This window comes from Hominibacterium faecale, assembly GCF_020734085.1.
GTDB classification, from domain to species: Bacteria; Bacillota; Clostridia; order Peptostreptococcales; family Anaerovoracaceae; genus Hominibacterium; species Hominibacterium faecale.
Genome location: NZ_JAJAGH010000008.1, coordinates 60047 through 86462, shown reverse-complemented (window position 1 = coordinate 86462; position 26416 = coordinate 60047). Strand labels below are relative to the sequence as shown.

The 26416-nt window shown below is 46.9% G+C and carries 27 protein-coding genes; 1 reads left to right on the top strand and 26 read right to left on the bottom strand.

The window, feature by feature from the left end; all coding sequences use genetic code 11:
• Positions 1-12: 12 nt before the first annotated feature.
• The 11 genes from LG211_RS11710 to LG211_RS11660 all read right to left on the bottom strand — a co-directional run bounded on the left by LG211_RS11710 (position 13) and on the right by LG211_RS11660 (position 7637).
• The gene (locus LG211_RS11710) at positions 13-1278 is read right to left on the bottom strand and encodes a DNA recombination protein RmuC (protein ID WP_148395929.1); all 1266 of its coding nucleotides are present in this window, start codon (positions 1276-1278) and stop codon (positions 13-15) included.
• Positions 1279-1282: 4 nt separating this feature from the next.
• Positions 1283-2272, bottom strand: a complete 990-nt coding sequence (locus LG211_RS11705; protein WP_269477580.1) for a helix-turn-helix transcriptional regulator — start codon at positions 2270-2272, stop codon at positions 1283-1285.
• Positions 2265-2738 carry a hypothetical protein gene (locus LG211_RS11700; RefSeq protein ID WP_148395931.1) on the bottom strand — a complete coding sequence of 158 codons (474 nt, stop codon included), beginning with the start codon at positions 2736-2738 and terminating at the stop codon, positions 2265-2267. Before LG211_RS11700 ends, LG211_RS11705 begins: the two co-directional genes overlap by 8 nt.
• Before the next feature lie 15 nt (positions 2739-2753).
• Positions 2754-3263 carry an O-acetyl-ADP-ribose deacetylase gene (locus LG211_RS11695; RefSeq protein ID WP_148395932.1) on the bottom strand — a complete coding sequence of 170 codons (510 nt, stop codon included), beginning with the start codon at positions 3261-3263 and terminating at the stop codon, positions 2754-2756.
• A 302-nt stretch (positions 3264-3565) separates the two neighbouring features.
• Complete coding sequence (locus LG211_RS11690) at positions 3566-3910, bottom strand: Smr/MutS family protein (RefSeq protein WP_148395933.1); 345 nt, start codon at positions 3908-3910, stop codon at positions 3566-3568.
• Positions 3904-4587: a tRNA threonylcarbamoyladenosine dehydratase gene (locus LG211_RS11685; RefSeq protein WP_465250799.1), complete on the bottom strand. Its 684-nt coding sequence runs from the start codon at positions 4585-4587 to the stop codon at positions 3904-3906. Before LG211_RS11685 ends, LG211_RS11690 begins: the two co-directional genes overlap by 7 nt.
• Positions 4577-5029 carry a regulatory protein RecX gene (locus tag LG211_RS11680; protein ID WP_148395934.1) on the bottom strand — a complete coding sequence of 151 codons (453 nt, stop codon included), beginning with the start codon at positions 5027-5029 and terminating at the stop codon, positions 4577-4579. The genes LG211_RS11685 and LG211_RS11680 overlap by 11 nt, the downstream gene beginning before the upstream one ends.
• Complete coding sequence (locus LG211_RS11675; protein WP_148395935.1) at positions 5019-5849, bottom strand: MBL fold metallo-hydrolase; 831 nt, start codon at positions 5847-5849, stop codon at positions 5019-5021. The genes LG211_RS11680 and LG211_RS11675 overlap by 11 nt, the downstream gene beginning before the upstream one ends.
• Positions 5818-6756, bottom strand: a complete 939-nt coding sequence (locus LG211_RS11670; protein ID WP_148395936.1) for a DMT family transporter — start codon at positions 6754-6756, stop codon at positions 5818-5820. Before LG211_RS11670 ends, LG211_RS11675 begins: the two co-directional genes overlap by 32 nt.
• Complete coding sequence (locus LG211_RS11665) at positions 6735-7271, bottom strand: 4'-phosphopantetheinyl transferase family protein (RefSeq protein WP_148395937.1); 537 nt, start codon at positions 7269-7271, stop codon at positions 6735-6737. Before LG211_RS11665 ends, LG211_RS11670 begins: the two co-directional genes overlap by 22 nt.
• A 66-nt stretch (positions 7272-7337) precedes the next feature.
• Positions 7338-7637 (bottom strand): YerC/YecD family TrpR-related protein, encoded by a 300-nt coding sequence (locus LG211_RS11660; protein ID WP_148395938.1) that lies wholly within the window; start codon positions 7635-7637, stop codon positions 7338-7340.
• Between the two features lie 192 nt (positions 7638-7829).
• Here LG211_RS11660 and LG211_RS11655 point away from each other — a divergent pair, with 192 nt between their 5' ends.
• The gene (locus LG211_RS11655) at positions 7830-8774 is read left to right on the top strand and encodes a calcium/sodium antiporter (protein ID WP_148395939.1); all 945 of its coding nucleotides are present in this window, start codon (positions 7830-7832) and stop codon (positions 8772-8774) included.
• Positions 8775-8781: 7 nt separating this feature from the next.
• On the opposite strand, the gene LG211_RS11650 is transcribed toward LG211_RS11655, so the two are convergent.
• From LG211_RS11650 to LG211_RS11580, 15 genes are all read right to left on the bottom strand, one after another.
• On the bottom strand, positions 8782-10401 hold the full coding sequence (locus LG211_RS11650; protein WP_269477579.1) for an amidohydrolase: 1620 nt from the start codon (positions 10399-10401) through the stop codon (positions 8782-8784).
• A gap of 10 nt (positions 10402-10411) precedes the next feature.
• A complete protein-coding gene (locus LG211_RS11645; RefSeq protein ID WP_227755371.1) occupies positions 10412-11824 on the bottom strand; it encodes an MFS transporter in 1413 nt (470 codons plus the stop codon).
• 126 nt (positions 11825-11950) lie between these two features.
• Positions 11951-13063 (bottom strand): helix-turn-helix transcriptional regulator, encoded by a 1113-nt coding sequence (locus tag LG211_RS11640; RefSeq protein WP_269477578.1) that lies wholly within the window; start codon positions 13061-13063, stop codon positions 11951-11953.
• 197 nt (positions 13064-13260) lie between these two features.
• A complete protein-coding gene (locus LG211_RS11635; protein WP_227755373.1) occupies positions 13261-14442 on the bottom strand; it encodes a S41 family peptidase in 1182 nt (393 codons plus the stop codon).
• A gap of 274 nt (positions 14443-14716) precedes the next feature.
• Entirely contained in the window at positions 14717-16354 is a 1638-nt protein-coding gene (recJ, locus tag LG211_RS11630) for a single-stranded-DNA-specific exonuclease RecJ (protein WP_148395944.1), read from the bottom strand.
• A 28-nt stretch (positions 16355-16382) separates the two neighbouring features.
• Positions 16383-17564, bottom strand: coding sequence for a murein hydrolase activator EnvC family protein (locus tag LG211_RS11625; RefSeq protein WP_227755375.1), 1182 nt, complete (start codon positions 17562-17564; stop codon positions 16383-16385).
• Positions 17565-17575: 11 nt separating this feature from the next.
• On the bottom strand, positions 17576-18469 hold the full coding sequence (ftsX, locus tag LG211_RS11620; protein ID WP_148395945.1) for a permease-like cell division protein FtsX: 894 nt from the start codon (positions 18467-18469) through the stop codon (positions 17576-17578).
• Between the two features lie 2 nt (positions 18470-18471).
• The gene (gene ftsE, locus LG211_RS11615; RefSeq protein WP_148395946.1) at positions 18472-19233 is read right to left on the bottom strand and encodes a cell division ATP-binding protein FtsE; all 762 of its coding nucleotides are present in this window, start codon (positions 19231-19233) and stop codon (positions 18472-18474) included.
• 953 nt (positions 19234-20186) lie between these two features.
• The gene (locus LG211_RS11610; RefSeq protein WP_227755376.1) at positions 20187-20666 is read right to left on the bottom strand and encodes a protease complex subunit PrcB family protein; all 480 of its coding nucleotides are present in this window, start codon (positions 20664-20666) and stop codon (positions 20187-20189) included.
• Between the two features lie 149 nt (positions 20667-20815).
• Positions 20816-21394 carry a hypothetical protein gene (locus LG211_RS11605; protein WP_148395948.1) on the bottom strand — a complete coding sequence of 193 codons (579 nt, stop codon included), beginning with the start codon at positions 21392-21394 and terminating at the stop codon, positions 20816-20818.
• Between the two features lie 24 nt (positions 21395-21418).
• Entirely contained in the window at positions 21419-22345 is a 927-nt protein-coding gene (locus tag LG211_RS11600) for a transketolase family protein (protein ID WP_148395949.1), read from the bottom strand.
• Positions 22345-23163: a transketolase gene (locus LG211_RS11595; protein ID WP_148395950.1), complete on the bottom strand. Its 819-nt coding sequence runs from the start codon at positions 23161-23163 to the stop codon at positions 22345-22347. The genes LG211_RS11600 and LG211_RS11595 overlap by 1 nt, the downstream gene beginning before the upstream one ends.
• A gap of 80 nt (positions 23164-23243) precedes the next feature.
• Positions 23244-23606 carry a type II toxin-antitoxin system PemK/MazF family toxin gene (locus LG211_RS11590; protein WP_148395951.1) on the bottom strand — a complete coding sequence of 121 codons (363 nt, stop codon included), beginning with the start codon at positions 23604-23606 and terminating at the stop codon, positions 23244-23246.
• 27 nt (positions 23607-23633) lie between these two features.
• On the bottom strand, positions 23634-24488 hold the full coding sequence (locus LG211_RS11585) for an NAD(P)H-hydrate dehydratase (RefSeq protein WP_227755378.1): 855 nt from the start codon (positions 24486-24488) through the stop codon (positions 23634-23636).
• 307 nt (positions 24489-24795) lie between these two features.
• Positions 24796-26169: an APC family permease gene (locus tag LG211_RS11580; protein WP_148395953.1), complete on the bottom strand. Its 1374-nt coding sequence runs from the start codon at positions 26167-26169 to the stop codon at positions 24796-24798.
• Between the last annotated feature and the right edge of the window lie 247 nt (positions 26170-26416).

The window sequence follows — 26416 nt, the reverse complement described above, 5'->3', positions numbered from 1 at the left end:
CAATTAGCTCCTTCAGTCAATATCATCTGTAAAGTCCAACAACGTTTTACTGTCTTCTTCCGCCAGGCTGGAGACGCTGCGCAGCTTGCGCTGAATGCTCCTGGTCCTGGTGCCGATCAGCTTGTCCAGCTCGGAATTGGCCTGATTGATCCGGTTTTGAGTCGCGGCCAGTACGTCTCCGAATTTATCGAACTCGGTTTTGACTGCCCCCAGAACATCCCATACCTGACTGGAATGTTTTTGAATCGCCAAGGTCTTGAAGCCCATCTGCAGGCTGTTGAGCAGGGCCGCCATGGTGGTGGGCCCTGCGATATTGATCTTGTAATCCCGCTGCAAGGTTTCCACCAGTCCCCGGCGCACCACTTCCGCATAAAGCCCTTCGAAAGGAAGGAAGAGAATGGCAAAATCCGTGGTCGCGGGCGGCTCCACGTATTTATCGTGGATATCCTTTGCCGATTTTTTCACAGCTCGTTCCAGCAGCTTGCCGGTTTCCTGGATCATCAGAGGATCGCCGCCATCGTAAGCATCCATCAAATTGGCATAAACGTCGGCGGGAAACTTGGCATCGATGGGCAGATAGACAGCTGCATCCCCCTCCCCCGGAAGGCGGATGGCGAATTCCACCCGTTCACTGCCGGAAGGCTTGGTGCGGACATTTTCCTCATACTGATCGGGAGCCAGAATTTGTTCCAGGATGGCTCCCAGCTGGATCTCGCCCAAGATGCCTCTCGTCTTAACATTGGAAAGCACCTTTTTCAAATCCCCCACACCCGAAGCCAGGGTCTGCATTTCTCCCAGCCCCTTGTACACTTGTTCCAGCCGCTCGCTGACTAGCTTAAAGGATTGGCTGATGCGGGTTTCCAAAGTCTTTTGCAGCTTTTCATCCACTGTATGCCGCATCTGCTCCAGCTGCCGGTTGTTATCGGCAGTCAGGGCAGCGAGCCGCCCTTCCATGGTCTGCCGTATCTGTTCCATCTTATGTTCATTTTGTATGGTCATGCTGGCAAACTGCCGGTTCATCTCCGCCAATCGTTTATCCTGAGCCTCCGCAGATCCCCGCTGGTTGACGGCCAGCATTTCGCCCAGGGCTTTGACGCTGCTCTGAACCAGCTGCAGCGTTTCCTGCCTGGATACCTGTATCTGCTGCTCCAGATCCCGTTTTGTCTCTTTAATAAGCTGGGCCTGCATACCGGAACGGCTGAGGGCACTGATCTTCAGCAGCGCAAAAACAAGCAGCACAACAGCAGCCAGCGCTGCCGAAAGTGTGATATATTCCATAGATTTACCTTTCGTATTTTTGATTGATTGCTTTGATCCGCTCCGCTACTTGCTGCCGCAGACTTTCCGGAGCCAGGACTTCCACACTGCCGCCGAACTGGATCGCCCAGTAAGCGATCGCTTGCTCATTTGCCTTTACCCGCACCAGATACCCGTCTTCTTCCCGGGAAATCTCAATGTCTTTTCCCAGCCAGTCGATGGCATCGTTGATCCCCCATTCTTCCACCTTTAAGGTGATCATCGAGGATTTTCCGGAAAACATATAAAGATGCTCCGCCATATGGGTCGGCAAATCCAATCCGTTTTTCAGCTCCTCCACCTCTTCCAGCGGCTTGGCGTCCAGATCTAGAATCTCCGTATCGGTGATCTTTTCTACGCGGAAATGGGTGACATTATTGTATTTGTTCACGTTGCCGATCAAGTAATAGCGCCCATTGGCAACTACGATCTGATAGGGGTTGACCAGATGTTTGTTTTCTGTTGTGTGGTGCAGCTGTTTATCCGGTCCGTATTTATTATAGAAAAAGGAGATCTTTTTCCTGTCTTCAATTGCTCTGCTGATCTGCTCGATGGTATGGAAGAGTTCATTTCCTTCATCCCTCTCCATCCGTTCAATGTTATAGACGTGGCGCAGCTGTTTTTTAAAAAAGACGCTGGATTGGTTAATCAGCTTCTCAATCAAATCCTGCGCCTGCTTTTCCGGTATATGGCGGGAAGCCATCACACTGTCGATCAAAAGCCGCAGCTCGCCGTCTCCGAATTCACGTTTTGCTAGAAACCACCCCTTCTTCTTAGTGTGGCGGATTTCGTAGCCCATATCCTGTAAATCGCCCACATTTCTCGATACCGCTTTGCGCTCGCAGACGATGCCAAAGTCCCGTTCCATAATTTCAACGATCTCTTTTTGCATCAGCGGGTGATCCTGGTCTGAGTATCTGCGGAGAATTTCCAGGATATAGAGGATATAGAGTTTTTTTACTTGTCCTTTACTCATCGGTTTCTTCCCCGTCCTCCAGGGGATATTCCTCCGTATAGTCGGTATAGACGATGTCCAAATCGTGAAGAGCCTGATTAACATCCTTTTTGCACTGTTCTACTTTTGCGAAAATTTCCTTGTAAGTGGACAATTTAGCCTCTTCCTTCATGGCTTTCTTTTTTAGAAAAACCTGCAGCTGCACATACACATCACACAGGGCGATAAACAAGGACAACGCCCGGCTGAAGCTTTCCGCCACCTCTTTTGAAGCCTGTTCATCGATTTGAATATGAACGATATCGATCTCCTGGGCCAGCCTTTTACAAGCTTTCAATTTTGCGATGTTGCCGTCATAGTCCTTCTTGCGGAATATGCTTCGAAACTGAGAATCGTTGATAATCTGCTGCTCCGCTTCTTTAAATTCTTCCACAACGTCGATATAAAAATGTTCGATCCTTTGGATCAGTGTTCGATAGTCTGACATTGATTTCCTCCGCTTCTACTTTTCGGACATATTTTCTATCAGCTGTTGATAACGATTCAGATCGCTGTCACTGAAAGCAACCAACAGGATTGCCATCTCATACTCCTTTAGGAAATCCAGGCAGGCTTCCACTGCGATTTGAGCGGCCTTTTCTTTTGGATAACCATATACGCCTGTGGAAATAGCGGGAAAGGCGATGGAGGCCAGCTGATTTTCTCTGGCCAGCTTCAAGCTGTTTTGATAGGCATTCTTCAGAAGCTCCGGTTCACCCTGCTCCCCTCCGTGCCATACCGGCCCTACCGTGTGGATCACGTGCTTGGCCGGAAGTTTATATCCTTTGGTTATCTTGGCTTGTCCCGTTTCGCAGCCGGCAAGGTTCCTGCACTCTTTTAGCAGTTCTTTGCCCGCTGCCCGATGAATGGCTCCGTCCACGCCTCCGCCGCCCAGCAGCGTCCGATTAGCAGCATTGACGATAGCGTCTACGTTCAGCTTTGTGATGTCTCCTTTTATCGCTTTCAGGCTCATTGAGCATCATCCTTTCTTTTTCTTCTCTCATTCGGTCCCGTTCTTTCTTGTAAGCGTTACTGCGTGTTTCTTTTAAATAGTCGTTCCACAGAACAAGAACTAAAGCAATGGCGATCAGCATGAAAATCCAAGGTAAAATTAACAACATATTGTATGCACCTCCGTCTGTTCTACTTGATATGGTTATACCCGTTCTCTTGATAGTTAAACTATACCAAAGTCTATGTCCGTTTTTCGGTGCGTATGCGAAATTTCTTGAAATTTTTTTAAAAATTTTTTCCCGCCGGGTCTGGCTGCCTTTTTTATCGCAGCAAGACGACGGTAATTCCCCGGTTTCCATCGATATAGCGGCTGAAGTCCCTCAGCTGAGGACAATAATCGATAAACACTTTTTTCTTGGAATACCAATCCTCGCCGGCTATGGCTTCTTTGATCACTCCCCGCAGGAGCGGTTCTTTCAGTTTGCTTTTCGTCGCGACCTTAATCGCTCCGCCCGTGCCTGTGGAACCATATCCGTGTACAATGACCGCAGCTTTGCAGCCGCTTCTCTGGGCGGTGGTCAGATCGTTGACCAGGTTGCGCATTGCCTGGGGAACAGTCGGATATCCCCGTTCCAAATTAATTTCTTTTACTTTTACCATTACCATTTTATCAAATCCTTTACCACTTCGCCCGCAAGGATCAGCCCCGCTGCCGGAGGCACGAAGGAAACGCTGGCCGGAACGCCCCGCTCCGCCTGCTCTGCAGGTTCTTCTCTGGAATAAACGACTTTCAGGTCTAAAATTCCTCTGCGGCGAAGTTCTCTTCGCATGACCTTGGCCAGGGGGCACACAGAGGTCTTGTCAATGGTGGTCACTTCAAATCGGGTCGGATCCAGCTTGTTGCCTGTTCCCATGGATGAGATGACAGGCACTTTTGCTTTCCTGGCCCTGACAATCAGATCCAGCTTGGCAGTCACCGTATCGATGGCGTCCACCACATAATCAAATCGTGTAAAATCAAATTCGGTCGACGGCAGAAAAAAGCATTTATGAGCCGTCACCCGAATCTCCGGGCCGATGTCCAAAATCCGCTCCTTCATGACCTCCACCTTGTCCCGGCCCACCGTGCTTTCCGCGGCTATGATCTGCCGGTTGATGTTGGTCACATCCACCTTATCCTTATCAATGAGATCAATAGCACCGATTCCGGCCCGCGCCAGGGCTTCTGCTGCAAAGCCGCCCACGCCGCCGATTCCGAAAACAGCTACCCGGCTGTTTTGTAATTTATCGATTCCATCTTGTCCCAATATCAATTTTGTCCTTGTAAAACGGTCATTCATCATGTTGTTCCATATAACTTCCTATTATTTGATATACCACATCTGAACGATATCCCAGCCCAGTCAGCCGACGCCCCATCTTAGCCATCAGCTTTTCATCTATCTGCTTTCCAGCCGCGATTTTGGCCGCCTGCTTTTTCGCCCTTTCCATCTCCGTCTCTTCGCTTTCATATTCTTCGAATGCGATTTCAATGGTAGCGCGGTCGACGCCTTTTTGTTCCAGTTCTCTTTTGACCCGGTAGGCGCCCTTCCCCTTGCCAAAGGCATAATCAAAATATTGGCGGCAATAATCCTGGTCGTCCAGATAATGGAGCTGGCTTAGCTCCCGGATCACCTCTTCGATTTCCTGCTGGGAAAAGCCTTTTGCCTGCAGATGCTCTTTCATTTCACGGCAGGTCCTGGCTCTCGGCCCCAGATACCTGAGAGCTGAATCTTTAATATCCATAGCTGCTCCCCGCCGTGGCTGCCACGCACTTATCCCCCAGCGCTGTCTTGAGGTCGCAGATGGCGTCGATTCCTGTGCAGTGGACCGGCATTATCAGATCCATTTCTTCTTGTATGATCTGGTCCACCACCTTTTTTCTCATATCTTTCCCAGCGCTGTAAAGATGCATACCCGCTGCCAGCACCGCGATCCGTTCGCCGTCAAACAGTTCCCTGGCCCGGCGGACTGCCGCAACGACGCCCCTGTGGCTGCATCCCGAGAAAACGTACAGTCCTTCCGGTTCCCGGATGACGAGAATTTGTTCGTGATCCATGGGGTCCGGCTCATAGCTGCCGTCTTGACATTTCCGGTAAAAACTTTCCGCGGGCTCAAATCCGGGAATCTCAGGGATAGTTCCCGATATAACAATATTTTCTGAAATCCACTCCGGGCCATTTGTACGGACGATCCTTGGATCGATCATGCTCCGCTGGTGATCGTTCCAGCGAATTCCGCAGGTCTGACTCTCCCACTTACCATCTTCCTTTCCGTAAGTTTCATAGAAAGCGCCCTGGTGAATGTAGATGGGAGCAATCTGATTCAGCTCGCAGAACTGCGGTACTCCCCCAGTATGATCGTAGTGGCCGTGACTGATGACCAGTGCTTCCACCTGGGAAAGGTCCACGCCCATCGCTCTTGCATTTTGGGCAAACAGTGGAGAAGCCCCGGTGTCAAACAGCAGCTTTCGCCCTTGGGCCTCTATGTATATCGATAACCCGTGTTCTGCTATGCAGCCGGGTCCGTCGGTCTTATTCTCCATCAGAATTTTGAATCTCATCATCTGCCTCCTTTTTCTTTCCTGACACACTCAGGCCTACAACTCCGACAATGATTAAAACCGTGCAAACGATATGATACGCAAGGAGAGGTTCTCCCAGCACCACAACGCCGGCTATAATGGATATAGCCGTGGAAACATTGCCGAAGATCGTAGCCTTTACCGCTTCCATCTTGCTTAAAGAATAGCTCATCAGCTGGGCAGAAAGCAAAATACAGCCCACGCCCAGATAAGCCGTTGCTATAATAAATTCCGGGTGGGAAAAGGGCTCAAAGTAGGTGTGAAGCGTCCCAGAAAACAGTCCCTGGACCAGGAAAGCCAGGTTGAAAATCACGCAGCCGCCGATGATAATGGCCGCAGAGATTTCAATGGGTTTGTATTGGTCGCGGACATAACGCATAAAAACATTGCTGATGGCCATGGAAATGCTGGAAAGGACCAGCAGGATTGCGCCGCCGATGTTAAGGGTGACAGTGGTGCTGCCCATAACGATCATCACGATCAATGCCGCTACAGTCAAACAAACAAAAATATTTTGAAGGACAGAGGATTTTTCTCCCAAAAACAGTGAAGCGATGATCTTAGCGATAATCGGGATGATGGCAAAAATTATGGAACCTTCAATGGAAGTAGAAAAGATAAGTCCCACCACCTGCAAAACCATGAATCCTACGTAAAAACCCGCCGTCAGGATCAGATTTTTTTTCGGCTTGCCACGCAGATTGATTTTTCCAATGCGCAATGCCAGAATAATTACCAGCGCCAGGAACGCAAAATTATATCGGTGTACCAAAATTTGAAGGCTGCTAGCAAGCGGCACGCAGGTCTTGACACCTAAGAACGAAAACCCGACTAAAATAGAAAACAGTATTGCAGCGCCATATCCTTTCACACTATTTGTCTTATCCATAATTCTCTCTTTTCTTTCATGCAGCAGGATCCTTTGATCCCCGCACAAACATCGAAATCAATAAATTCTACACTGGTATCCTTCAGAGTCGAAAAGCTACGAAGCCGTTCGGTAAAGCCGTCGCCCGTGTATTTGGCGTAGGCCTCCTTTCTTGCCCAAATTTGGAAGAATCCTGATTCTCCCCTCGATTGGACATATTCCCTCTCGTCAGCTGTATAGTAACGTTCTGCGATTTTTTCTCTGCGGCAGCCGCGAATCTCTTGCACATCCACCCCCACCGTCCCAGTATCCATCAGGCAGACCCACAGGCTCCCGGTGTGGCTGACCGAAAATTCAATCGGAACTTCCTGAAAATATGGTTTTCCCCGCTCGGTTCGCAGAATACGACCGGAAACCGTCCCCAAATTCAAACGCTCTTCATATATGTAGCGCTCGGCGGCACGTCGGACCAGTTCCTCTGTTCGCTGCCGCCCTTCCCGGCCTCCTTGATAACCTTCATATACGTATAAATACATTTTTAACTCCAAAACAGCGGAACCTGACAGTTCCGCTGTGTATATTTCTGTTCTCCCTTTACCGTCCTAATCGGCTTTTTCCATGCGGTCCAGAATTCTTTGGTAACCTTCGGCGCCGTATACCAGACATTTGTTGATCCTGCTGATCGTAGCCGTGGACGCTTTTGTCAGGTCCTCAATTTCACTGTAAGTTTTCTTTTCTGAAAGCAGCTTGGCCACCTGCAGCCGCTGTGCGATTGCATGAATCTCATTAATTGTACAGATGTCTTCGAAAAAGCGGTAACAGTCCTCCTCATCCTCCAGCAGCAAGATTGCCTTGAAAAGTTCATCAATGTCTGCGCGTTTGAATTTTGATTCGTAAGCCATATGATATAGCTCCTTTCATCCTTACTTCAACACATTACAGTACAATTATAGCACCCGGCAAAATGACCGTCAACACTTTTTACTTTCACGCCCTAAAGCGCGCCTGCAGCTTTTTCTGTAAAAATTAAAATTTGACAAGCTTCCGCATATTGTCATATAATTCCTTTAGTATATAAATAAAGGGGAAGAACATTGGATTACATATTATTAATTGTTGGATTCATACTGCTTGTTAAAGGAGCGGATATTTTTGTAGATGGAAGTTCGGATATCGCACGGTATTTCAGCATTCCATCCTTTATCATCGGCCTGACCATCGTCGCCTTCGGGACCAGCGCCCCCGAGGCTGCCGTCAGCATCACAGCGGCAACTACCGGCCAGAACGGCATCGCCGTGGGCAACGTGATCGGCTCCAATTTATTTAACTTGCTCATTGTTCTTGGGGCCTGCTCTCTGCTCAAGCCATGTCCCGTACAGCCGCACATTTTAAAGAGCGAATATCCCCTCTCTATCATAGCCGCGCTTCTGTTTCTTGTTTTAACGCTTACTGCCCTTGGCTCCGGCACAGCCCTTTCTCTATCCAGGCCGGACGGCTTGATCCTTTTGGCAGTCTTCGCGTTTTTTATCATATCGACGATCCGCAAGGCAATCAAGCAGCCAGTCTTTGAGTCTGCTTCCGGGGAAAAGAAGCCTTCTCTGCCCAAAGGAATTTTGTTTGCGTTGATCGGACTGGCCGCTGTTATTTTCGGCGGACAGCTGGTGGTGGATAAAGCCAGCGCCATAGCTGCCTCTTTCGGCGTCAGCCAGACGCTCATCGGCCTGACCATCGTCGCGATCGGCACATCCCTGCCTGAACTGGTAACGAGTATTGCCGCCGCCAGAAAGGGAGAAACGGATATCGCCGTCGGCAACGTAATTGGCTCCAATTTGTTCAACATTCTCTTTGTGTTGGGCGCTTCCGTGACCGTCCACCCCATTCAGGTGGAAGCGATTTCGATTTATGATGCCTGGATTTTGATCGGCGCCAGCCTTCTGGTCATGATCCCCGCGCTTATAAAAAAAGAAATCCGCAGGGGCTGGGGACTTCTTTTTATTCTTGCATATTTTGTTTACAGCTATTATATCATTGTGCGCTGATCGTTAGTCATTCACGCTTTTTATATATGATTTCTCCTTCCGATATGGTCATATAAACTTCTGTTCGGTAAAAATCCGCCGCATCCGTATCAAAGAGATTTTGCTCCATCACTACTAAATCTGCATGTTTACCCACTTCTAAAGAACCTGTCATATCCTCAATCCCCATGGTATTGGCTCCGTTGATCGTAAATGCATCCAGTGCCTCTTCCAGATCGATGGCTTCTGCGGCATTTAAAACATCTTTCAAAATCGTATGGTCCTTCCCATACAAAGTTCGCAGCAGGGCAATCTGCATGCCCGCCGGAGGATATGGCTGAGGTGTCACGCCGTAATCGCTGCCGGCCGACACGATAAGGCCCAGGTCAAAGAAGCTTTTCATGGGATACTCCAACTCTGCCCGGTTGCCTAAAAAGGGAAGCTCGATGTTTTCGTAGTAGCCGGGAGCTTTGACAAACCAATAGGGATTTGATGAGATTCGTATATCCAACGCTTTCAGCCGCTGATAGTCTTTCGGATCTACCAACTGCATATGGGCAGCCACTGTGTTTCGCAGTTTTTCTCCATTTTTCTGATGGACGAATTCCATTGCGGTAAGCATTTCCGCCGCCGCGGCATCTCCTATAACATGAAAATGAAGATCATACCCCATCCGGTCAACCGCTGCACAGAACTGATTTAAAGCCTCCTGCTCCCAGAGCGGCTCCCCGTAGTAATCTTTCTGATGACAATATTCTTCCTTTAGAAACGCAGTGCCGCCTTCAACCACGCCGTCCACAAAGACCTTTACGATTGTCCCTTCCGTGAGCTTTCCTTCCTTAACCACTTTTGCTTTTTCATACTGAGCCAGTGACAGCTCCGGGTTTTCCGGATCGCTGGTATATGCCAGTACACATTTTATTTTCAGCTGTCCATCCCGGTTCAGTTCCCGATAGGCCTGGTGCATATTGCTGTTCAGGTCGACCATCGCGTCAAAGACTGCCGTATGCCCATACCCGGCCATCATGTCCTGAAAGTTCATCAATGCCTCTTTGTAATCGTCCGCGCTCGCATCAGGGACCAGATTCTGCAGATAGTCCTTTGCCTGGTCGCGAAAAGTGCCGCGAATAGATCCGTCCGCATTGTGCTCAATCGTTCCGCCCTCCGGATCTTCACTGGTCCGGGTTATTCCCGCCAGCTCGATGGCCCTTGAGTTTCCCCAGGTGGAATGTCCGTCGCCGGAGCAAAGTACGATGGGTTTGCTGCTGCATATAGCATCCAGCGATTCCTTGTCAGGTCCCAGTTCACCGAATGCCGGGTTCAGCCACCCCATGCCGGAATAGAGTTCTTGTTCAGGATTTTCCTCGACAAACTGACGAATGATTTGCAAATATTGGTCCTGCGTTTCTGCCGGATACAAGTCAATCTTTCCCAACGTGCGGCTGATTGACAAAGGGCCGTGTGCATGAGAATCGATGAATCCCGGCAGGACCAGCCGTCCTCCCAAATCGATCTGCTGGTCCTGTGAAGTGGCCTGCCTTCTGATCGCTTCATTACTTCCAATGCTTTTAATCCATTTCCCGTCCAACAGGATCGCTTCATAAAACCTTTTTCCGCTGTAAATTGTTCCGTTGTATAATGCAATCATATTCAGCCACCTAAACGATCCTTTCCAATTCTGATTCATCTGAAGGCTCTCCTGCTCTCTTCGCTTCCAGCTGCTGCATCAGTTTTTCAAAGGTTTTTTTGGAAAGAGGATATGCCAGACTGCACAATGCGCCCAAAACAAAGGTGATGATCGGAATTCCCAAAACAATATTGGAGATGCCGTTGATGGTTTCCGCAGACTGTACCGGAAGCTGAGGGTCGTATCCTACCAGGGTCAGCATAATTGTCAGCACCTGTGTTCCCAATGCCGTAGAAAGGGTAAAAATACATCCGTACATGGACATCAGGGCTCCCTCTTTTCTCTTTCCGTATTGATATTCATAGACTTCTGCCAAGTCATAAATGATGGGATAGATCAGCAGCCAGTATGCTCCGTTGCCCATGCCGAAGATGGCCAGCAGCAGGACCAGCATTCCAAAAGAATGGACGCCGACAAAATACATGATCGCCATACCCGCAGCACTCACCAGAAAGCAGAGGGCCATGCCCTTTTTCTTGTTGATCTTTGTCGCCAAAAGTGAAATCACCACGGTCCATCCCATTCCAATAAAGATGTAAATAAACATGGCTGTTGACATCTGCGCTTCTGTCAAACCTGCGTAAAACAGCACATAATAGACCAGTCCCGACTGGAATGCAATGTACCCAATCGCAAATAAAATCAGAATCCCAATCACCCATTTAAAAGGTTTCAGTTTGAGGATTCTCCAGAATGTTTTCAATGGGTTGAGTTCACGATCCTCCGGCGCCTCCAGACTTTCCTGCGGCAGTTCCTTGCCTTTTGTCGTTTTCCAGGTGATGAGGATGGCGATCAGACAGGCCGCACCGACAATCATCGCAAAATAATTCCACGCATTCCCTTCTGATGCACCTGCTTTTGTAAAGGCCGCAACTGCGGTGAGGGGCAAAGAGATTCCAATAATATTGCCGACACAGTTCATGAAGGTAGCCGGAGTCCTCAGCTTCGTCCTCTCGTCGTAATCATTGGTCAATTCCGCACCCAGCGCATTATACGGAATCAGAAAAACTCCATACCCTATGTTAATGATGATAAACATTGCCATGTAGTACGCGAATTTTCCGCTGTCACTGAATTCCATAGGTCTGAAAAACAACACCAGACCTACCAGCAGCACGGTACCTCCGGCCAGAAGATACGGCCTTCTTCTGCCGAACCGGCTTCTGGTGTTATCGCTGATCGGTCCCAGCACTACCCCGACGATTGCTGCTATCACGGTGGCCACGGAAATAACCAGGCCCGCCTTTCCCGCACTAAGCCCTGCGATCGTCGTCAGAAAATACAACGCATACATAATATAAAAATTATATGCAGCCGCATCTGCCATCGCGCCAAAACCGTAACCGAAAATCGTTTTGTTTGAAAGCTTCTTTGTTTCGTTCATTATGACACCTCCTAAATTTTATGAGCCTAGAATATTAAAAAAAAGAGCCAACAGGAAGTTATAATGTTGCGCTCTTTTATCAGAAAATTGTCTAATTTCAGATTTTTGATTCTTTTTTTGTTTTTTCTATAACATTTCTTGCTTTTTTATCACAAGAATGCTCTCTTCATTTTGCAGCTCAATGGTAATTTTGTTTTTTCCCATCAAATCATGCTGTGTCATGACCTCGTTACCGCCTATGCTTTCCACAATAATCATTTTCCCGGCTCCTTCTTTTAAATGAAGTTCCACGATTTTATCAGTGTCGTCTATTTGGCTTATCCCGCTCATGACTGCTCCAATATCGGAAATCGGCTCCTCCAGAAACTCCTGGTGAATGACCGTATCTTTTTTGTGCGCTCTGCGATAAGCGCTTGGTATCATTCCAAAGAGACTTTTAAAGCCTTCGTTAAACGATTGATTTGATGACAGTGCAAATTGCATACGGATTTCTTCAATCGTCTCATTTCCGTGGAGCAATGCGACTTCTGCTCGTTCACAGCGAATCATATGCAGAGATTTTTGAAAACCGTTTCCGACTACTTTTTTAATAAAGTGTGAAAGATAATATTTGCTCATAGCAAATTCGTTTGCCATTTTTTCCAGGGTAAGTTTTTCATTGCAACGCCGATACAAATACATATAGATGGCTCCGATCCTTTCCAGATCGACCTCACTGTTTTTCAGCACAATGTGGTCACCGGCAATCTGAAAACGCTCCAGCATGAACTCCATACGAAACAGCTGTAAAATTCGTTCAATACAGTTTCGTATCGCACTTTTGGGCGCAAACTGAGTATACTGCTTGATCAACATCCTCAGGTTTTCAGCCTGCTGTATGAATTTTTCTTTGTTGGATTTCAAGACATCGATCCACCACACAATAAATCCTTCTGACGGCGGAAAGATTTCCTGGCCGATATGGATGCAGGAAATAGCCGTACCCTCAGCAATTGCCTTGATCCGATGAAGATCAAAGGCATTAATGGCCAAAAATTCACCTTCCTGCAAGACGTATTGCTCAAAGGAAATCTTGCATTCAATCGTTCCCCTGAGAACATAGATGATCTCGACGCAATCGTGCATGTGAATCGGGTGTTCCTTGCAAATTGTATTCTTTATCACCACATCCTGATATCGTTCTCCGAATTGGGGACGAACCATTAGTTTGCTGTTCAGATAAAAATCCTTGCTGATCATAGCTGCTCCATTCTTTGTTTGAGAAGTGGCATTTCTTTTGATTATACCATGTTCCTGTGAAAAGGGAACCATGCATCGCGCTGTTGCCGAAGGGATCACGTTCTTAAATACGTTGAAAAAGAAAAGAAACGACCAAACATTCGCTCTGAATTTGTCCGGTCGTTTTTTATGTCCTTTTTTCCGTAGTGATGCTGATGCTACTTTGCTTTCAGCAGCTCCAGCGCTTTGTTCAGCTGTTTATCGGTCTTGCTCTTTTTGTCGTTCTTAACTTCATAAGTCGGTTTGATTCCCTTGCCGTTGATCACATGCCCTTTTGGTGAAAAATACTGCATGGTCGTGAGCTTGAGGGCGCTGCCATCGCTGAGCTCTCCTGTACTTTGGACAATTCCTTTACCAAAAGTCGTCGTTCCTACCAGCGGGTTTTTGCCGTCATCTTTTACTGCTGCCGCTATGATTTCGGAAGTACTTGCCGTATTCTCATCCACCAGCAGCACGTATGGGATATCGATTTTGCTTTTTTCGGATTTCAAATACTGTCTTTTTCCATGCTGGTCCTGCAGGTATGTCACCGTTCCTTCACCCAGCAGTTCATCTGCTACCTGGATTCCGGCATCGACAATACCGCCGCCGTTTTCCCTCAGGTCGATTACCAGACCTTTTACCTGCTTCTTTTGCAGATTGCTGAGGGCGCTTTTGAAATCGTCCGCCGTATGCTCTTCAAAGGAAGAAATTTTAATATATCCGATCTGATCTTTCAAAACCTCGCTTTCAATGGTTTTGTTGACGATTGTCGCCCGTTTCATAACCACATTTTTTTCTTTGCCGTCCCGTGCATACGTAAGTTTTACCTTTGTTCCGGCCTTTCCCTTTAATGCCGCGCTGAAGGTGTCCATGGTGCTGTATGTCTTATCATTGACGGCCAGCAAAATATCTCCCGCTTCCAATCCGGCTTTTTCCGCCGGCGTATCCGGTATGGTATTGACGACTACATATTCCCCGTTTTTATTGGTGGAAAAGGTAATCCCTACGCCGTCAAATTCACCCAGTGTGCTGTCTGTCCAGGATGTATATTCCTCTTTAGTCATGTAGGCCGAATAAGGGTCGCCCAAACCGGCAACGAGCCCTTTATACATTCCTGTCGCCATCTGCTCCTCATCGGGCTTTTTATAAAAACTGTTTTCCAGTTCGTCATAAAGCTGATCCAGCTTGCCGTAACGTTCATCTAGTTTCTGATAATAATTGTAATTTTTCTTAGATACCTTTACTGTTCCCCCCAGAGCGCCGTTTTCAATCAAAATCACCGATCCTGCGGCGATGGTGCCTCCCAGCAGGAAGGCAACGATCAGCAAAAGTACCAGGTTTCGTTTTTTTATCGTCATTCCAACTGCCTCCATCCCAAAATTCTATTTTCCCTTTTCCTACACCCTGCAAGCCACGTCGCTGCGGGTTTCAATGTTCGCTTCCCTGCGGCAACGCCGTATCAATCAACGCGGACATTATAACACGCAAGCCACGTCGCTGCGGGTTTCAATGTTCGCTTCCCTGCGGCAACGCCGTATCAATCAACGCGGGCATTATAACACGCAAGCCACGTCGCAGCGGGTTTCAATGTTCGCTTCCTTGCGGCAACGCCGTATACAATCAACGCGAACATTATACCACACTTTCCACATTGAATTGTACCCTTTTATTTCCCCTCCACTCCTGAAAATCGACAGAGCCGATCAAATTTATGCTCGCTTCCCCGTAAAGCATCTGTTTAAAATCCTCCGCCCGGTTAAAAAGTACACACTCTACCGATTTTCCATCCTGTGAAACGGCAAAAAAGCGCATGTGCTTGCCGTCAGCACCCATAGGCTGCAAACGGGCGGCTCGAATGTTTTCCAATAGAAAGAGCGGTTTTGGGTTTTTACTGCCAAAGGGCGCCAAGAGCTCCAGTTCTTGCGCCAATTCCAGAGTAACCTTTTCTACAGGCAGCGACAAATCGGCTCTGATCAGTCGTGAAAACAGTTCCGGATCTTCATCGAGCATCCGTTTCATATCCTGCTCCAATAAAGCTTCCAAGGTTTCCAGCTTATCCCGTTTCATGGAAAAACCGCAAGCACCTTCATGGCCCCCGAAACGGAAAAACAATTCTTCATGAGATTTCAAGACTTGATAGAGATTGACACCGTTTACGCTGCGGCCCGTCCCCTTTAAATGTTCTCCTGACGGAGTTACCAGGATCGTTGGCCGTTCATATTTATCTTTCAGTTTGCCGGCAACGATTCCTGCAATCCCCTCATGCACATCTTCTGCGTAAACGACCAAAAACTTTCGATCTTTCAGGTGCTCGTCAATCAGCTGCGCACACAGCTGATACGCTTCCTCTTGAGTCTTTTTTCTCTGTTTGTTAAAGTCAATCAGCTGAGATACTTGGCTTTGTATGGTACTTTGGTCCTTTTCCAGCATCAACCCCGCAGCCACTTTGGCATCGCCCATTCTGCCGGCCGCATTGAGATGAGGTGCCACACCAAAAGCAATTTGGTCAGAGCGAAGGTTTTCTCTTTTAAAAGAAATCCCTTCGATCAGAGCTGACAGCCCTGGCCTGAGCCCGCTGCTGATGATATGCATGCCATGCTTAACCAGCGTCCGGTTTTCATCCAAGAGCGGCACCACGTCGGCAATTGTTCCCAATGCGACTAGGTCTAAAGCCCTGTTAAGAATTTTTTTCGGAACGCCGGCTTTTTTTTGGATGCCTTGCAAGAGTTTAAAAGCCACGCCGCAGCCGGCTAATTCACGGAATGGATAAGAAGATTCCGGCCGTTTAGGGTTGATCAAAAGGCAATCGGCACGCACATCGGTAATGCTATGATGGTCGGTTACCAGCACTTTCATGCCCAATTCTTTGGCAAGTTCCACTTCTTCATAGGAAACGCTTCCACAGTCTACGGTCACCAAAACATCGGTTCCCCGTTCTCTGATCTTCCTTACTGCTTCGGCGTTCAAACCATATCCTTCATCAAAACGGGAAGGAATATAATATTGAAGCTGGTCGGTCAATATACCTAAAAATTCCATAAGAATACTGACGGAGGTAATTCCGTCAGCATCATAGTCTCCGTAGATACAAATTCTTTTTCTATCACGGATCGCCTCTAATAGTAAATCCACCCCCGCTTCCAGATCAGGAAGCAGGAATGGATCATACGTTTTCTGGGGTTTATCCGACAAGAATTCTTCGATTTCCGCATCTTCGGAGATGCCTCGCTTGTTTAGAAGTTCTATAATAATCGGATTTATGTAATTCATTCGTTTTGACTCCTTAATGATAGGAATTTTATTTTAAGTAATTCCACGGATTCACATCGTTGCCGTAACCGCTGCCTCCTTTTCGAACTTCGAAATGACAATGATTCCCGGTCGAGCTACCTGTACTTCCGATTCTGGCAATTTTCTGTCCTTTTTTTACTTTGGCCCCAGAACCTGCTACCAAGCTGCTGTTATGCCCATAAAGGGTATATAATCCGCCTCCATGGCTAATGATAACCGCGTTTCCGTAACTGCCCAGATATCCGGAAAAAATAACGGTTCCTTTTGCAGCCGCCAATACGGCTGTTCCATAAGGTGCTGGAATATCAATGCCAGTATGCTTTTCTCTTCCGTGGAAGGGGCAATTTCTCCATCCGTAATTGGAGGAAACCCTCGTATGTCCCGGCACCGGCCACCCAAATTGTCCATCGTTATAGGAACTTCCGCCGCTCCCGCCGCCGCTTCCACCGCTTCCACCGCTTCCGCCGCTTCCGCTGTTGTCATTCTTCTTGCTGTCTTGTTCGATAATGGCAGCAATCCGATCCGCTTCTGCGTTCAGATCGGCAATATTATCTTCAAGAGCTTCATTGCTGGCTACCACATTGGCCTTTTTCTTGGAAACCTCACTGCGATTAGCCGTCAATTCAGCCTGCTTGTCCATCTGCTCCTGCTTTTGAGATTCCAACTGGCTTTCTAACGAATCCAGCTTCTTTTTCTTGGCTTCAATTTTTTTATAGTCTTTTTCAAGATCAGCAAGCACATCTTTATCACCGGAATACACTTTCTTCACCATATCAATATTACTGATGAATTCCGAAATGCTTCCTGATCCCAGGAGCACGTCCATAAACCCAATGGTTCCATTTTTATACATTGTCCTGAGTCTGACATTGAGATTGGCGTTTTGGGTTTCCACATCTTCTTCCGCTTTTTTCAGGTCTGCTTCCGCCGCCACGACTTTATCTTCTGTTTCTGAAATCTTATTTCTTAAGCTCTCCAGCTGATTTTCAGCTGAGTTGATCTCCTTTTCCAAGTCCTGAATTTCCTGAGATAATTCCTTTTCTTGGCTTTTCCCATTCTCCAGCTGCTTTTGCTTATTCTGAATGTCCTTCTTAATATCACTCAGACTGGCTCCATATACCGTGCCGGAACTAAATACTACGGTAAACATAAGCATTAGAGCGGTAATTACTGTTATCTTTTTTCGCATGAAATGACCTCCTAAGCGTCTAAGAACTTTCTCATTGAAATGATACTGCCGCAGGCGCCGATGCTGACACCGAGAGCAGCGAAGATCCACACCAGGTTATAGGTCAGAAAATCGACCGGTACCATAGGTGTGGAAAGTACAGCAAATACGTCCTTCCCTATTAAATCCACAACTTTTTCATACACAAAGGCAGAAATCCCCACCGAGATTCCGGCCGAAAAAAGACCAATAATGATGCCTTCCGCTAAGAAGGGCCCCCGTATGAACCAGTTCGTCGCTCCCACATATTTCATAATGCTGATTTCCCTGGCCCGATTAAATACTGTCAACTTAATCGTATTCGATACCACCACTACTGATACGATGATCAAGAATATCATGATTACAATGGCTGCCAATTGGACAAACCGGGTGGCGCTCATCAGCTTGTCTACAGTTTCTTTATAATACTTTACATCTTCAATGCCGTCCAAGGCCGCAGCCTTAGCCGCTATATCATCAGCAGCTTCCAGACTGTTAATTTTGATAACAATGGAATTAGGCAAAGGATTGGATGCCAATGAATCCAGTAAATATCCGCTGTCGCCCCATCTTGTTTTCAGCTCTGTCATTGCCTCTTCTTTCGTGCGGTAAGTCACATCTTCCACACCGTTTTCCCCTTTAAGAGAAGCGATCATCGCATCCGCCTGCTCTGGAGCCGTAGTGTCCAGCAGGAAAACTTCGATGGAATCATAATCCTGCCGGATCATGGTAGCAGCAGTGTTAATATTAATCACAATCACAAAGAATAATCCCAGAATCAGCAGCATGGCTGTAATGGCAAATATCGATGCCACCGACATCGCTCTGTTTCTAAAGACTTGCAGGAATGCCTGCTTGATAGTATAGAAAAAACGTCTGAACATTATTACAAGTCTCCCTTTTTCAGTTTTTCATTAAATTGGCGGCGGTGGGGCAACGTGTCAAACGTCACTTCCATTTTAGCCAACGCATCCTCAAATCCGTAAGTTCCAACGTCATCCCTTACGATTTTTCCCTTTTCGATCGCAATGACCCGCTTATTCATTCGATCCACAATATCTTTGGCATGGGTAACCATGAGAATGGTCGTGCCTCGCATATTGATCAGTTCCAAAAGCTGCATAATTTCCCAGGCAGTCTCCGGGTCAAGGTTTCCCGTGGGTTCATCAGCGATGAGGATTTTGGGGTTATTGACAATAGCCCGTGCAATCGCAACTCTTTGCTGTTCACCTGCGGACAGCTCATTCGGGTATTTTTGCGCTTTAGTACCGACTCCCACCAGACTGAGCACCTGGGGAACCTGTCTTTTAATGGTTCTTGGACTCTGATGGATTATTTCCATTGCAAAGGCCACATTTTCAAATACAGTTTTCTTTGGCAGCAATCTGAAATCCTGAAAAACGATACCGACATTCCTTCTCAGTTTCGGTATCTGCCTATTAGAGAATTTGGTTATATCTTCTCCTCTGACTTTAATTTTGCCTTTATTGACATCTATTTCTTTTAAGATAAGCTTAACAAATGTAGATTTTCCCGCTCCGCTTGGTCCCACGAGAAATACGAAATCCCCTTTGTTGATTCTCACACTGACATCATCAAGACCTATGTTGGATTTGTAATGCTTTGTAACATTTTCAAAAACAATCATTCTGCGTCTGTGCCCCTTTCCTTTTGATAGATCTACCATATATTTTACTATAACTGTCCGCTATTATCAAACAATTATCGCTAATATTCCTTAAAACGTTACAATATTATCATCATCAGGTGAAAAGTATGTGAAAAGTTGCTTGAAATTTTGGTAAGGTCTGACGTCTCTGTTCCGAAATACAAATCAAGATTTTGCGTAAAGGTTTAACTTTTGAGCATTCTTTTCATCGTAATCCGGTCGCCCCAAAAGTCCAAAATATTCCCCAAAAAGCAGCCTGCCATCGCCTAAACACCTGGCTGCAAAATCCGGGAAAAACGTAACCTCTCCCAGAGCCAAAGCAGCTTCATCGCAATATGAAATCTGCCTCCTTTCCACTGTCCCAATAATAATAGAAATCTCGTCGCTTCACCAAATGCCTTTGGGGAGCAGTTTTAGTTCCGCTTTTATCTCACGTATTTCCTGTTGATATTCTGTATACATAGTTCTCCTTTTTCGGACGGCCCCCTGTTTGTTCTTTATTCCAAAATTTTACATCATTTGTTTGTATTTGTCAAATTCTGTAAAGTGTCTGGATACTTATTTTTTTCTGCTATTATGATACTTTTTTTATCTTCAGCACAATCTGGACAATAAAAAATATCAAAACGGCCATGTTTTGATGGCTGTTTTGATATTTTTTTCAATTTTCTTTCAATCTCCGAAGGAAAACTATCAAAAATCATGTCATTTTACATCAATTTCGATATTTTCAATGGTCCGGCTGGCATGGCGGCTATTTGTCCGACATCAAGCTGCCCGCCGCTTGAATAGCGATCTGGCTGGCAGGGCGGCCTAGTACCTCACGCCTGACTAACAACTCGCCAAAGCCCGGCACCTTGTCTCACGACAGGCCAGCGCCTGGGCGGGTCACACTGAGGAAACTACTGCCGGTTTCTCAAAAGTACCAGCGGCTATTCTTCATACTGAATGCGCAGCTCGATTTCATCCGGAAGCTTGGAAAGATCCGTACTGGCCACTTTCACCGGATAGGTAATGACCTGGGCGAGGGCTTTATCTTTTTCCGGATCTTTAAAATCCGCGTAGACGATCAGATTGGTCTTACCGTCCTTTTCCTCCAGCTTCATCTTATCAATATCCACTTCAAATCCAGAAGTCGGCTTTTCGCCTCTGGTTACAACCACATAGATTTTATCCTCTACCACACATGCCAAAGCCCGCTCCAGAGTTCTGTATTCCGGGATTACCTGACTGGATATGTCCTGAGGTATTTTGTTTTCGCTCAATGTTTTAAATTCCACTTTTTTGTCACCCTTAAACAGATTTACCGCAACCAGGGCGGCTACCAAAGCAACGATAATAATTGCAATTATGATGAGACCTTTCTTCCCCGGCTTCCATATTTTTTTCTTTTCTTTTTCTTTCTCTCCCAAAACAAAAACTCCCTTCCGTATAATCTGCCATATGCCGGCTGAGCCTGCGCATACCTGGACATATTCGTCTTTGCGGCCCGGCCGCTTTTGCATATGAACATGTCATACTTAAGACTATTCGGAAGGAGAGCTTGTTATTACTTGTTTTTCTAATCTTTTACCGGCGACAAGGTCTGCGCGATCTTGTCAAATTTTGGGGCTAACTTTTTCTCGCTGCCGTCTAAACTCCAGCAAGTCAGCTGAATAAACCGATCTTCAATTTCAGTGCAATAGATTTGATACGTCATCGCCACATCTTCTACGTTGCCGGAAATGGTTGTTTTGTAAGCATCATATTTACCCAGCTTCATCGTTTGTGATTCACTAGTTTTTTCGTCATCAATACTTTTTTCCATATGCTTCACTACCAGCTTATTGTAGCCGGAAAGTTCATTAGAAAAGTTATATTTGCTTTCACTGATAAGCGCAATATAGCCTTCCGTTCCTTTGGAAATGGATAACGTAGCGTCCTCAATCTTCAAAACATCTTTAGCATCAGACCAATCCTCATCGGCTGTGATCTGAAAGCGCTCGTCGCTGGTTTCAAATACTTTTTCCTTTGCCGGAGCTTGAGTTGTTTCCGTTGCCTCAGCCTTATCCGGTGCTCCTTTGGTTTGAGAAGAACCACAGGCTGCCAGGGATAGACAAATAATCAGCATCAAACTAAGACACAAAAACGATTTTTTCATAAAGCGATCTCTCCTCTTTCACACTTACAGGCTTTTGGCTGCCAAAACAATATCAGCAGCGGTCATGCCGTATTTCGTTTTCAATTCTTCCGGTTTTCCAGATTCTCCGTAAGTATCCTTCTGTCCTACAAAGGCCATCTTCACCGGCGTATTTTTTACGATAACTTCTGCCACAGCACTTCCCAGTCCTCCGATCACCGAATGTTCTTCCGCAGTGACAATTTTTCCGGTCTCCCGGGCCGCCTTGATGATGATCTCTTCATCGATGGGTTTTATGGTGTGTATATCAATTACACGAGCATCAATGCCGTCTTTTGCCAGCTCTTCGGCTGCCATCACCGCTTCATTGACCATAATTCCGGTAGCAATAATCGAAATATCCTTGCCCGGTCGTACCTGACTGCCTTTTCCCAGTGTGATATCTGCGCTTTCATCATAAAATACCGGAACCGCGGCTCTCCCCAGCCTTACGTAGCAAGGCCCCTGCATTGCAACCGCCTGTTCCAGCAGTTTTCCAGCGGAAACACCGTCCGACGGATTGATCACCGTCATTCCCGGAATCGTTCTCATGAGAGCAATGTCTTCAAAGGTCTGATGGCTGGCTCCATCTTCGCCAACCGTGATCCCTGCGTGGGTAGCGCAAATTTTCACATTGGCTTTTGTGTAGCCGATGGAATTACGTATGATCTCAAAAGCTCTGCCGGAAGCAAACATGGCAAAGGTACTGGCGCATACGATTTTTCCCGAAAGAGCCAGTCCGGCCGCTGTGCCGTACAGATTTTGTTCAGCGATTCCCATATTGAAAAAGCGCTCTGGGTAAGTTTTGCCGAATTCAGCGGTCATGGTAGATTTGGAAAGGTCTGCGTCCATTACCACCAGGTTGTCATATGTTTCTCCAAGCTCAACCAGCTTTTTGCCGTAAGCCTGTCTTGTCGCCATCTTATCTGCCATTACCATTCACCTCCCAGTTCCTCAATCGCCTGTTTCGTCTGCTCTTCATTGGGCGCCTTTCCGTGCCAGCCGTATTCTCCTTCCATAAAGGAAACGCCTTTTCCTTTGATCGTCTTGGCGATGATCATCGTCGGTTTCCCCTTGCAGGCTCTTGCCTGGGCAAAAGCGTCGAAAATTTGTTCGAAATCATGGCCATCGATCTTTATCACGTTCCAGCCAAAAGCACGGAACTTTTCATCAACAGGAGCAACTGTCATTACATCTTCATTTTTACCGTCGATCTGCAGACCATTCCAGTCTAAAATAGCAGTCAGGTTGTCCAGCTTATTGTGAGCCGCTGACATGGCCGCTTCCCAGATCAGTCCTTCCTGAATCTCTCCATCTCCCAAAAGGACGTAGACTCTCGCCGGGCTTTTATCCAGCTTGGCTGCCATGGCCATGCCGCCGGCAGCAGAAAATCCCTGGCCCAGTGAGCCGGTGGACATTTCGATTCCGGGAACCTTTTTCATATCCGGATGACCCTGGAATTTGGATCCCAGCTTTCTCAGCTGGAGAATATCTTCTTTAGGGAAATAGCCTTTCTCCGCAAGGGCCGCGTACTGCACCGGACCTGCGTGCCCCTTGGATAGTATGAACTTGTCCCTGTCTTTCATCTTGGGATTTTGGGGATCGATGTTCATCTCCTTAAAGTACAGCGCCGTCACGATATCCGCCGCTGACAGAGAGCCTCCCGGATGGCCGGATCCCGCATTATGTATTGCTTTGACGATACCGGTACGGATATTGGCCGCTGTTTTTTCAAACTGTGTGTAATCCATTCTTCTTCCTCCTGTGTTAATTCTATCTATAAGCTTTGGGCAGGGCAGCCCGGGGCCGCCCCGCTTTTTGCTATTCATAATTATTCAAACGTATTGGGGCTTGCAATTCCCAAACTTACGCCTAATGCTTCATCTACATCCGGTAAACGATCATGGTCAAGTGTGCCAATTCGTTCCTTTAATCGTTTCTTGTCAATTGTTCTGAGTTGTTCTAAGAGCACTACTGAATTTTTGCTGAGACCATTGCCGTCCGCTGCGATTTCCACATGGGTCGGCAGATTGGCTTTATTTTTCTGTGAGGTAACAGCAGCCACGATTATGGTCGGGCTGTATTTGTTTCCTACATCGTTCTGAACCACCAGGACCGGCCTGACGCCGCCCTGTTCGGAGCCGATTACCGGACTTAAATCTGCAAAATAAAGATCGCCTTTCTTTACCAGCAAGTCCTTCACTCCTTATCTATTCAAGTTTTATTTTCCTATGATTTGTTTGAAAGCAAGAGCAACCATGTTTGCCAGGTCCAGGGACGTCATACCCGTCTCTCCAAGAGATTGGGCGCACAGGTCCCCTGCCATCCCGTGGATGAACACTCCCGCCTTTGCACAGTCCGCCGGAGAAAGCTTCTGTCCGGCCAGCGCTGCGATGATGCCTGTCAGAACATCTCCGCTGCCGCCGGCAGCCATTCCCGGGTTTCCTGTAGTATTAGTATATGATTCGCCGTCTTTTGTTGCCACCTGGGTTCCGCTGCCTTTGAGCACGCAGGTAGCCCGGGTCTGTTCCACCAGCAGCTGGGCCGTCTTGGGCCTGTCCATCCGGGAAGTTTCAATCCCGCAATAACTGAGAAGTCTTGCAGCCTCTCCAGGATGGGGTGTCATGATCACTTGGGCCTTCGTTTCCCGCAGTTCATCCAGCAGATCCGCCCGGCTGATGGTATTGATCCCATCGGCATCGAGGACGACGGTCTTTTTATATTCCTTTAAGATTGTACGGATAAGCTTGGCGTTCTGCCCATCATCTCCTAACCCCGGACCAACTGCGATGGCATCGCTGTCCATCAGTTCCGGTAAGGAAAGCTCTCTCGGGACACATGTGGCTTCCGGTACGCCCACCTGCAGAATGGGATATAGTTCTCTGGGAGCAGATATCCGTACGAGTCCTGCTCCGGATCGCAGCGCTCCCCGCGCGCAAAGCACGGCCGCGCCTGCCATGCCAACTGAGCCTGCAATCACAAGAACCTTTCCGCAGTCACCTTTATGTATGTCCCTCGGACGTTCCTTAATTACAGTATTTACATATTCCAAATTTATTAAACCTGTTTTTTTCATAAAAATTTCCTGCCTGGCGATGATTCAAATGATTTACCGGCTTTTTCTTGTTCTTGGTTCAGATTCTGAAATCCAGCCGCTGACTCAGCTTGACCTGCCTGAATCAGATACTAAAATCCCAGATTAAATAATTATATCACAATGCGGTCACGGCGCAAGGTGTCTGATGGAAAAAAGATAGAAGTTACTGTTTCTTCCGGCAAAAACGAAAAAAGTATCGGAATTGAAGCGTTTTAAAATCAATTCCGATACTTTCTCTGACGTCCGGCCCGGATCAAAGGCCCAAAACTGTCAGTATCCAAGGCCATTAGAACCCCTTCAAGGTAGGCGGCAGTTCTTTAAACATCTTTGTCCTGTACGCGAGAAAAATAAAGCCGGCCAGCAACCAGACAAATCCCAAAACCAGGCCGTATATTCCGACATTGATCAGTACAACCGCCAGGCTTAACGTACCAATAACCGGGGCGATTAAATATTTCAACTTGTTCATAAAGCCTGCCCTGTCTTTTTTCTTGATCCAGAACTGGGCGATTACCGCTATATTTACAAGAATAAAGGCAATCAGCGCACCAACATTGAGCAGGGAAACAATGACCTCCAGATCCCGCAGAAGCGCCAAAAGGCCTAAAACAGACACAAATATAATTCCATAACCCGGAGTTTTAAATTTCGGGTGCAGTTTGGAAAAGAATTTTGGCATTACTTTATCACAACTCATTCCGTACAGCAGCCTTGTCGCAGAAGTCTCAATGGACAATACGGAAGCAAAGACACCAACAACCAAAATTGCGCTTGTTATATAACCAAGGGTATCGCCGCCTACAGAGCGGATAATCTCGATTGCCCCTGTATCCGGGTTATCATACATATTCCATTTATCAGACCAGCACAGATCAAACAGGAACGAAAACAGCAATAAAATCGCACCGCCTATGGCAACAGAAAGAACCATAGAACGTCCAACTTTTTTGGTAGGATCAATCGTTTCCTCAGCAAGCGTTGAAATGGCATCAAAACCCAAATAGCAAAAACAGATATATGCCGCACCCTGTAAAATGCCCATTCCTCCAACTTCACTTGCCGCTTCCGGCTTATACAGATTCGCCAGACCATCGAAGAACCCGGGAGCAGTTGGATTTCCGGACAGATGAACGATAGCAGAAATCGCAATCGCAGTAAGCAATACAGCAAAAATAACTACAAAAATTGCATCTACAATAGAAAGCAGCTTGATTCCTAAAAAGTTAATCACGCCAACGATGACGATTGAGGCTACGATCCAAACCCACATAGGGACACCGGGAATTAAAACATTCATGTACAATGCGAACAACAAGAAGTTATATCCGGGAAGGATCAGATAGGTGGAAAGAATCGCCCAGCCGGTAAAAAAACCTACATATGGATTGATTGCCTTAGAAGTGTAGGTGTAGGCGGATCCGGACATCGGATATTGCATGGACATCTGTTTATAGCTGAAGCTTGTGATCAGCATGACCACAAATGAGATCAGGATGGAGAGCGGCACCATTCCATGTGTCATTTGATCAACGATTGCATAACCCAGTATAATCGATGTAATGTTCATAAATGCCAAACCAAAAAAGACCAGGCCGGGAGTTCCAAGCACCCTCTTTAGCTTGGGTTCACTGGCTTGTACAGCCCTGTCGTGTTCGTTCATAGCGATACCTCCTTAATACATATGAATAATGAATTTGATTTTACGAAATTAATCAAAGTGCAAGGTTCGCGCCAAAACTAAGAAATCACTGAACTGCAGGACAAAAAAATTTTCGGGCGTTACGGATTTTAGGAGAATTTACGGATTTGCACTAAAAAAATCAAGTCCTTTATCCTGCTGGAATTTGATCAAAAGATTTCGATTCATCCCAGGGTTTCAACCATGGGCCTGTTGCAGGACTAGGCAT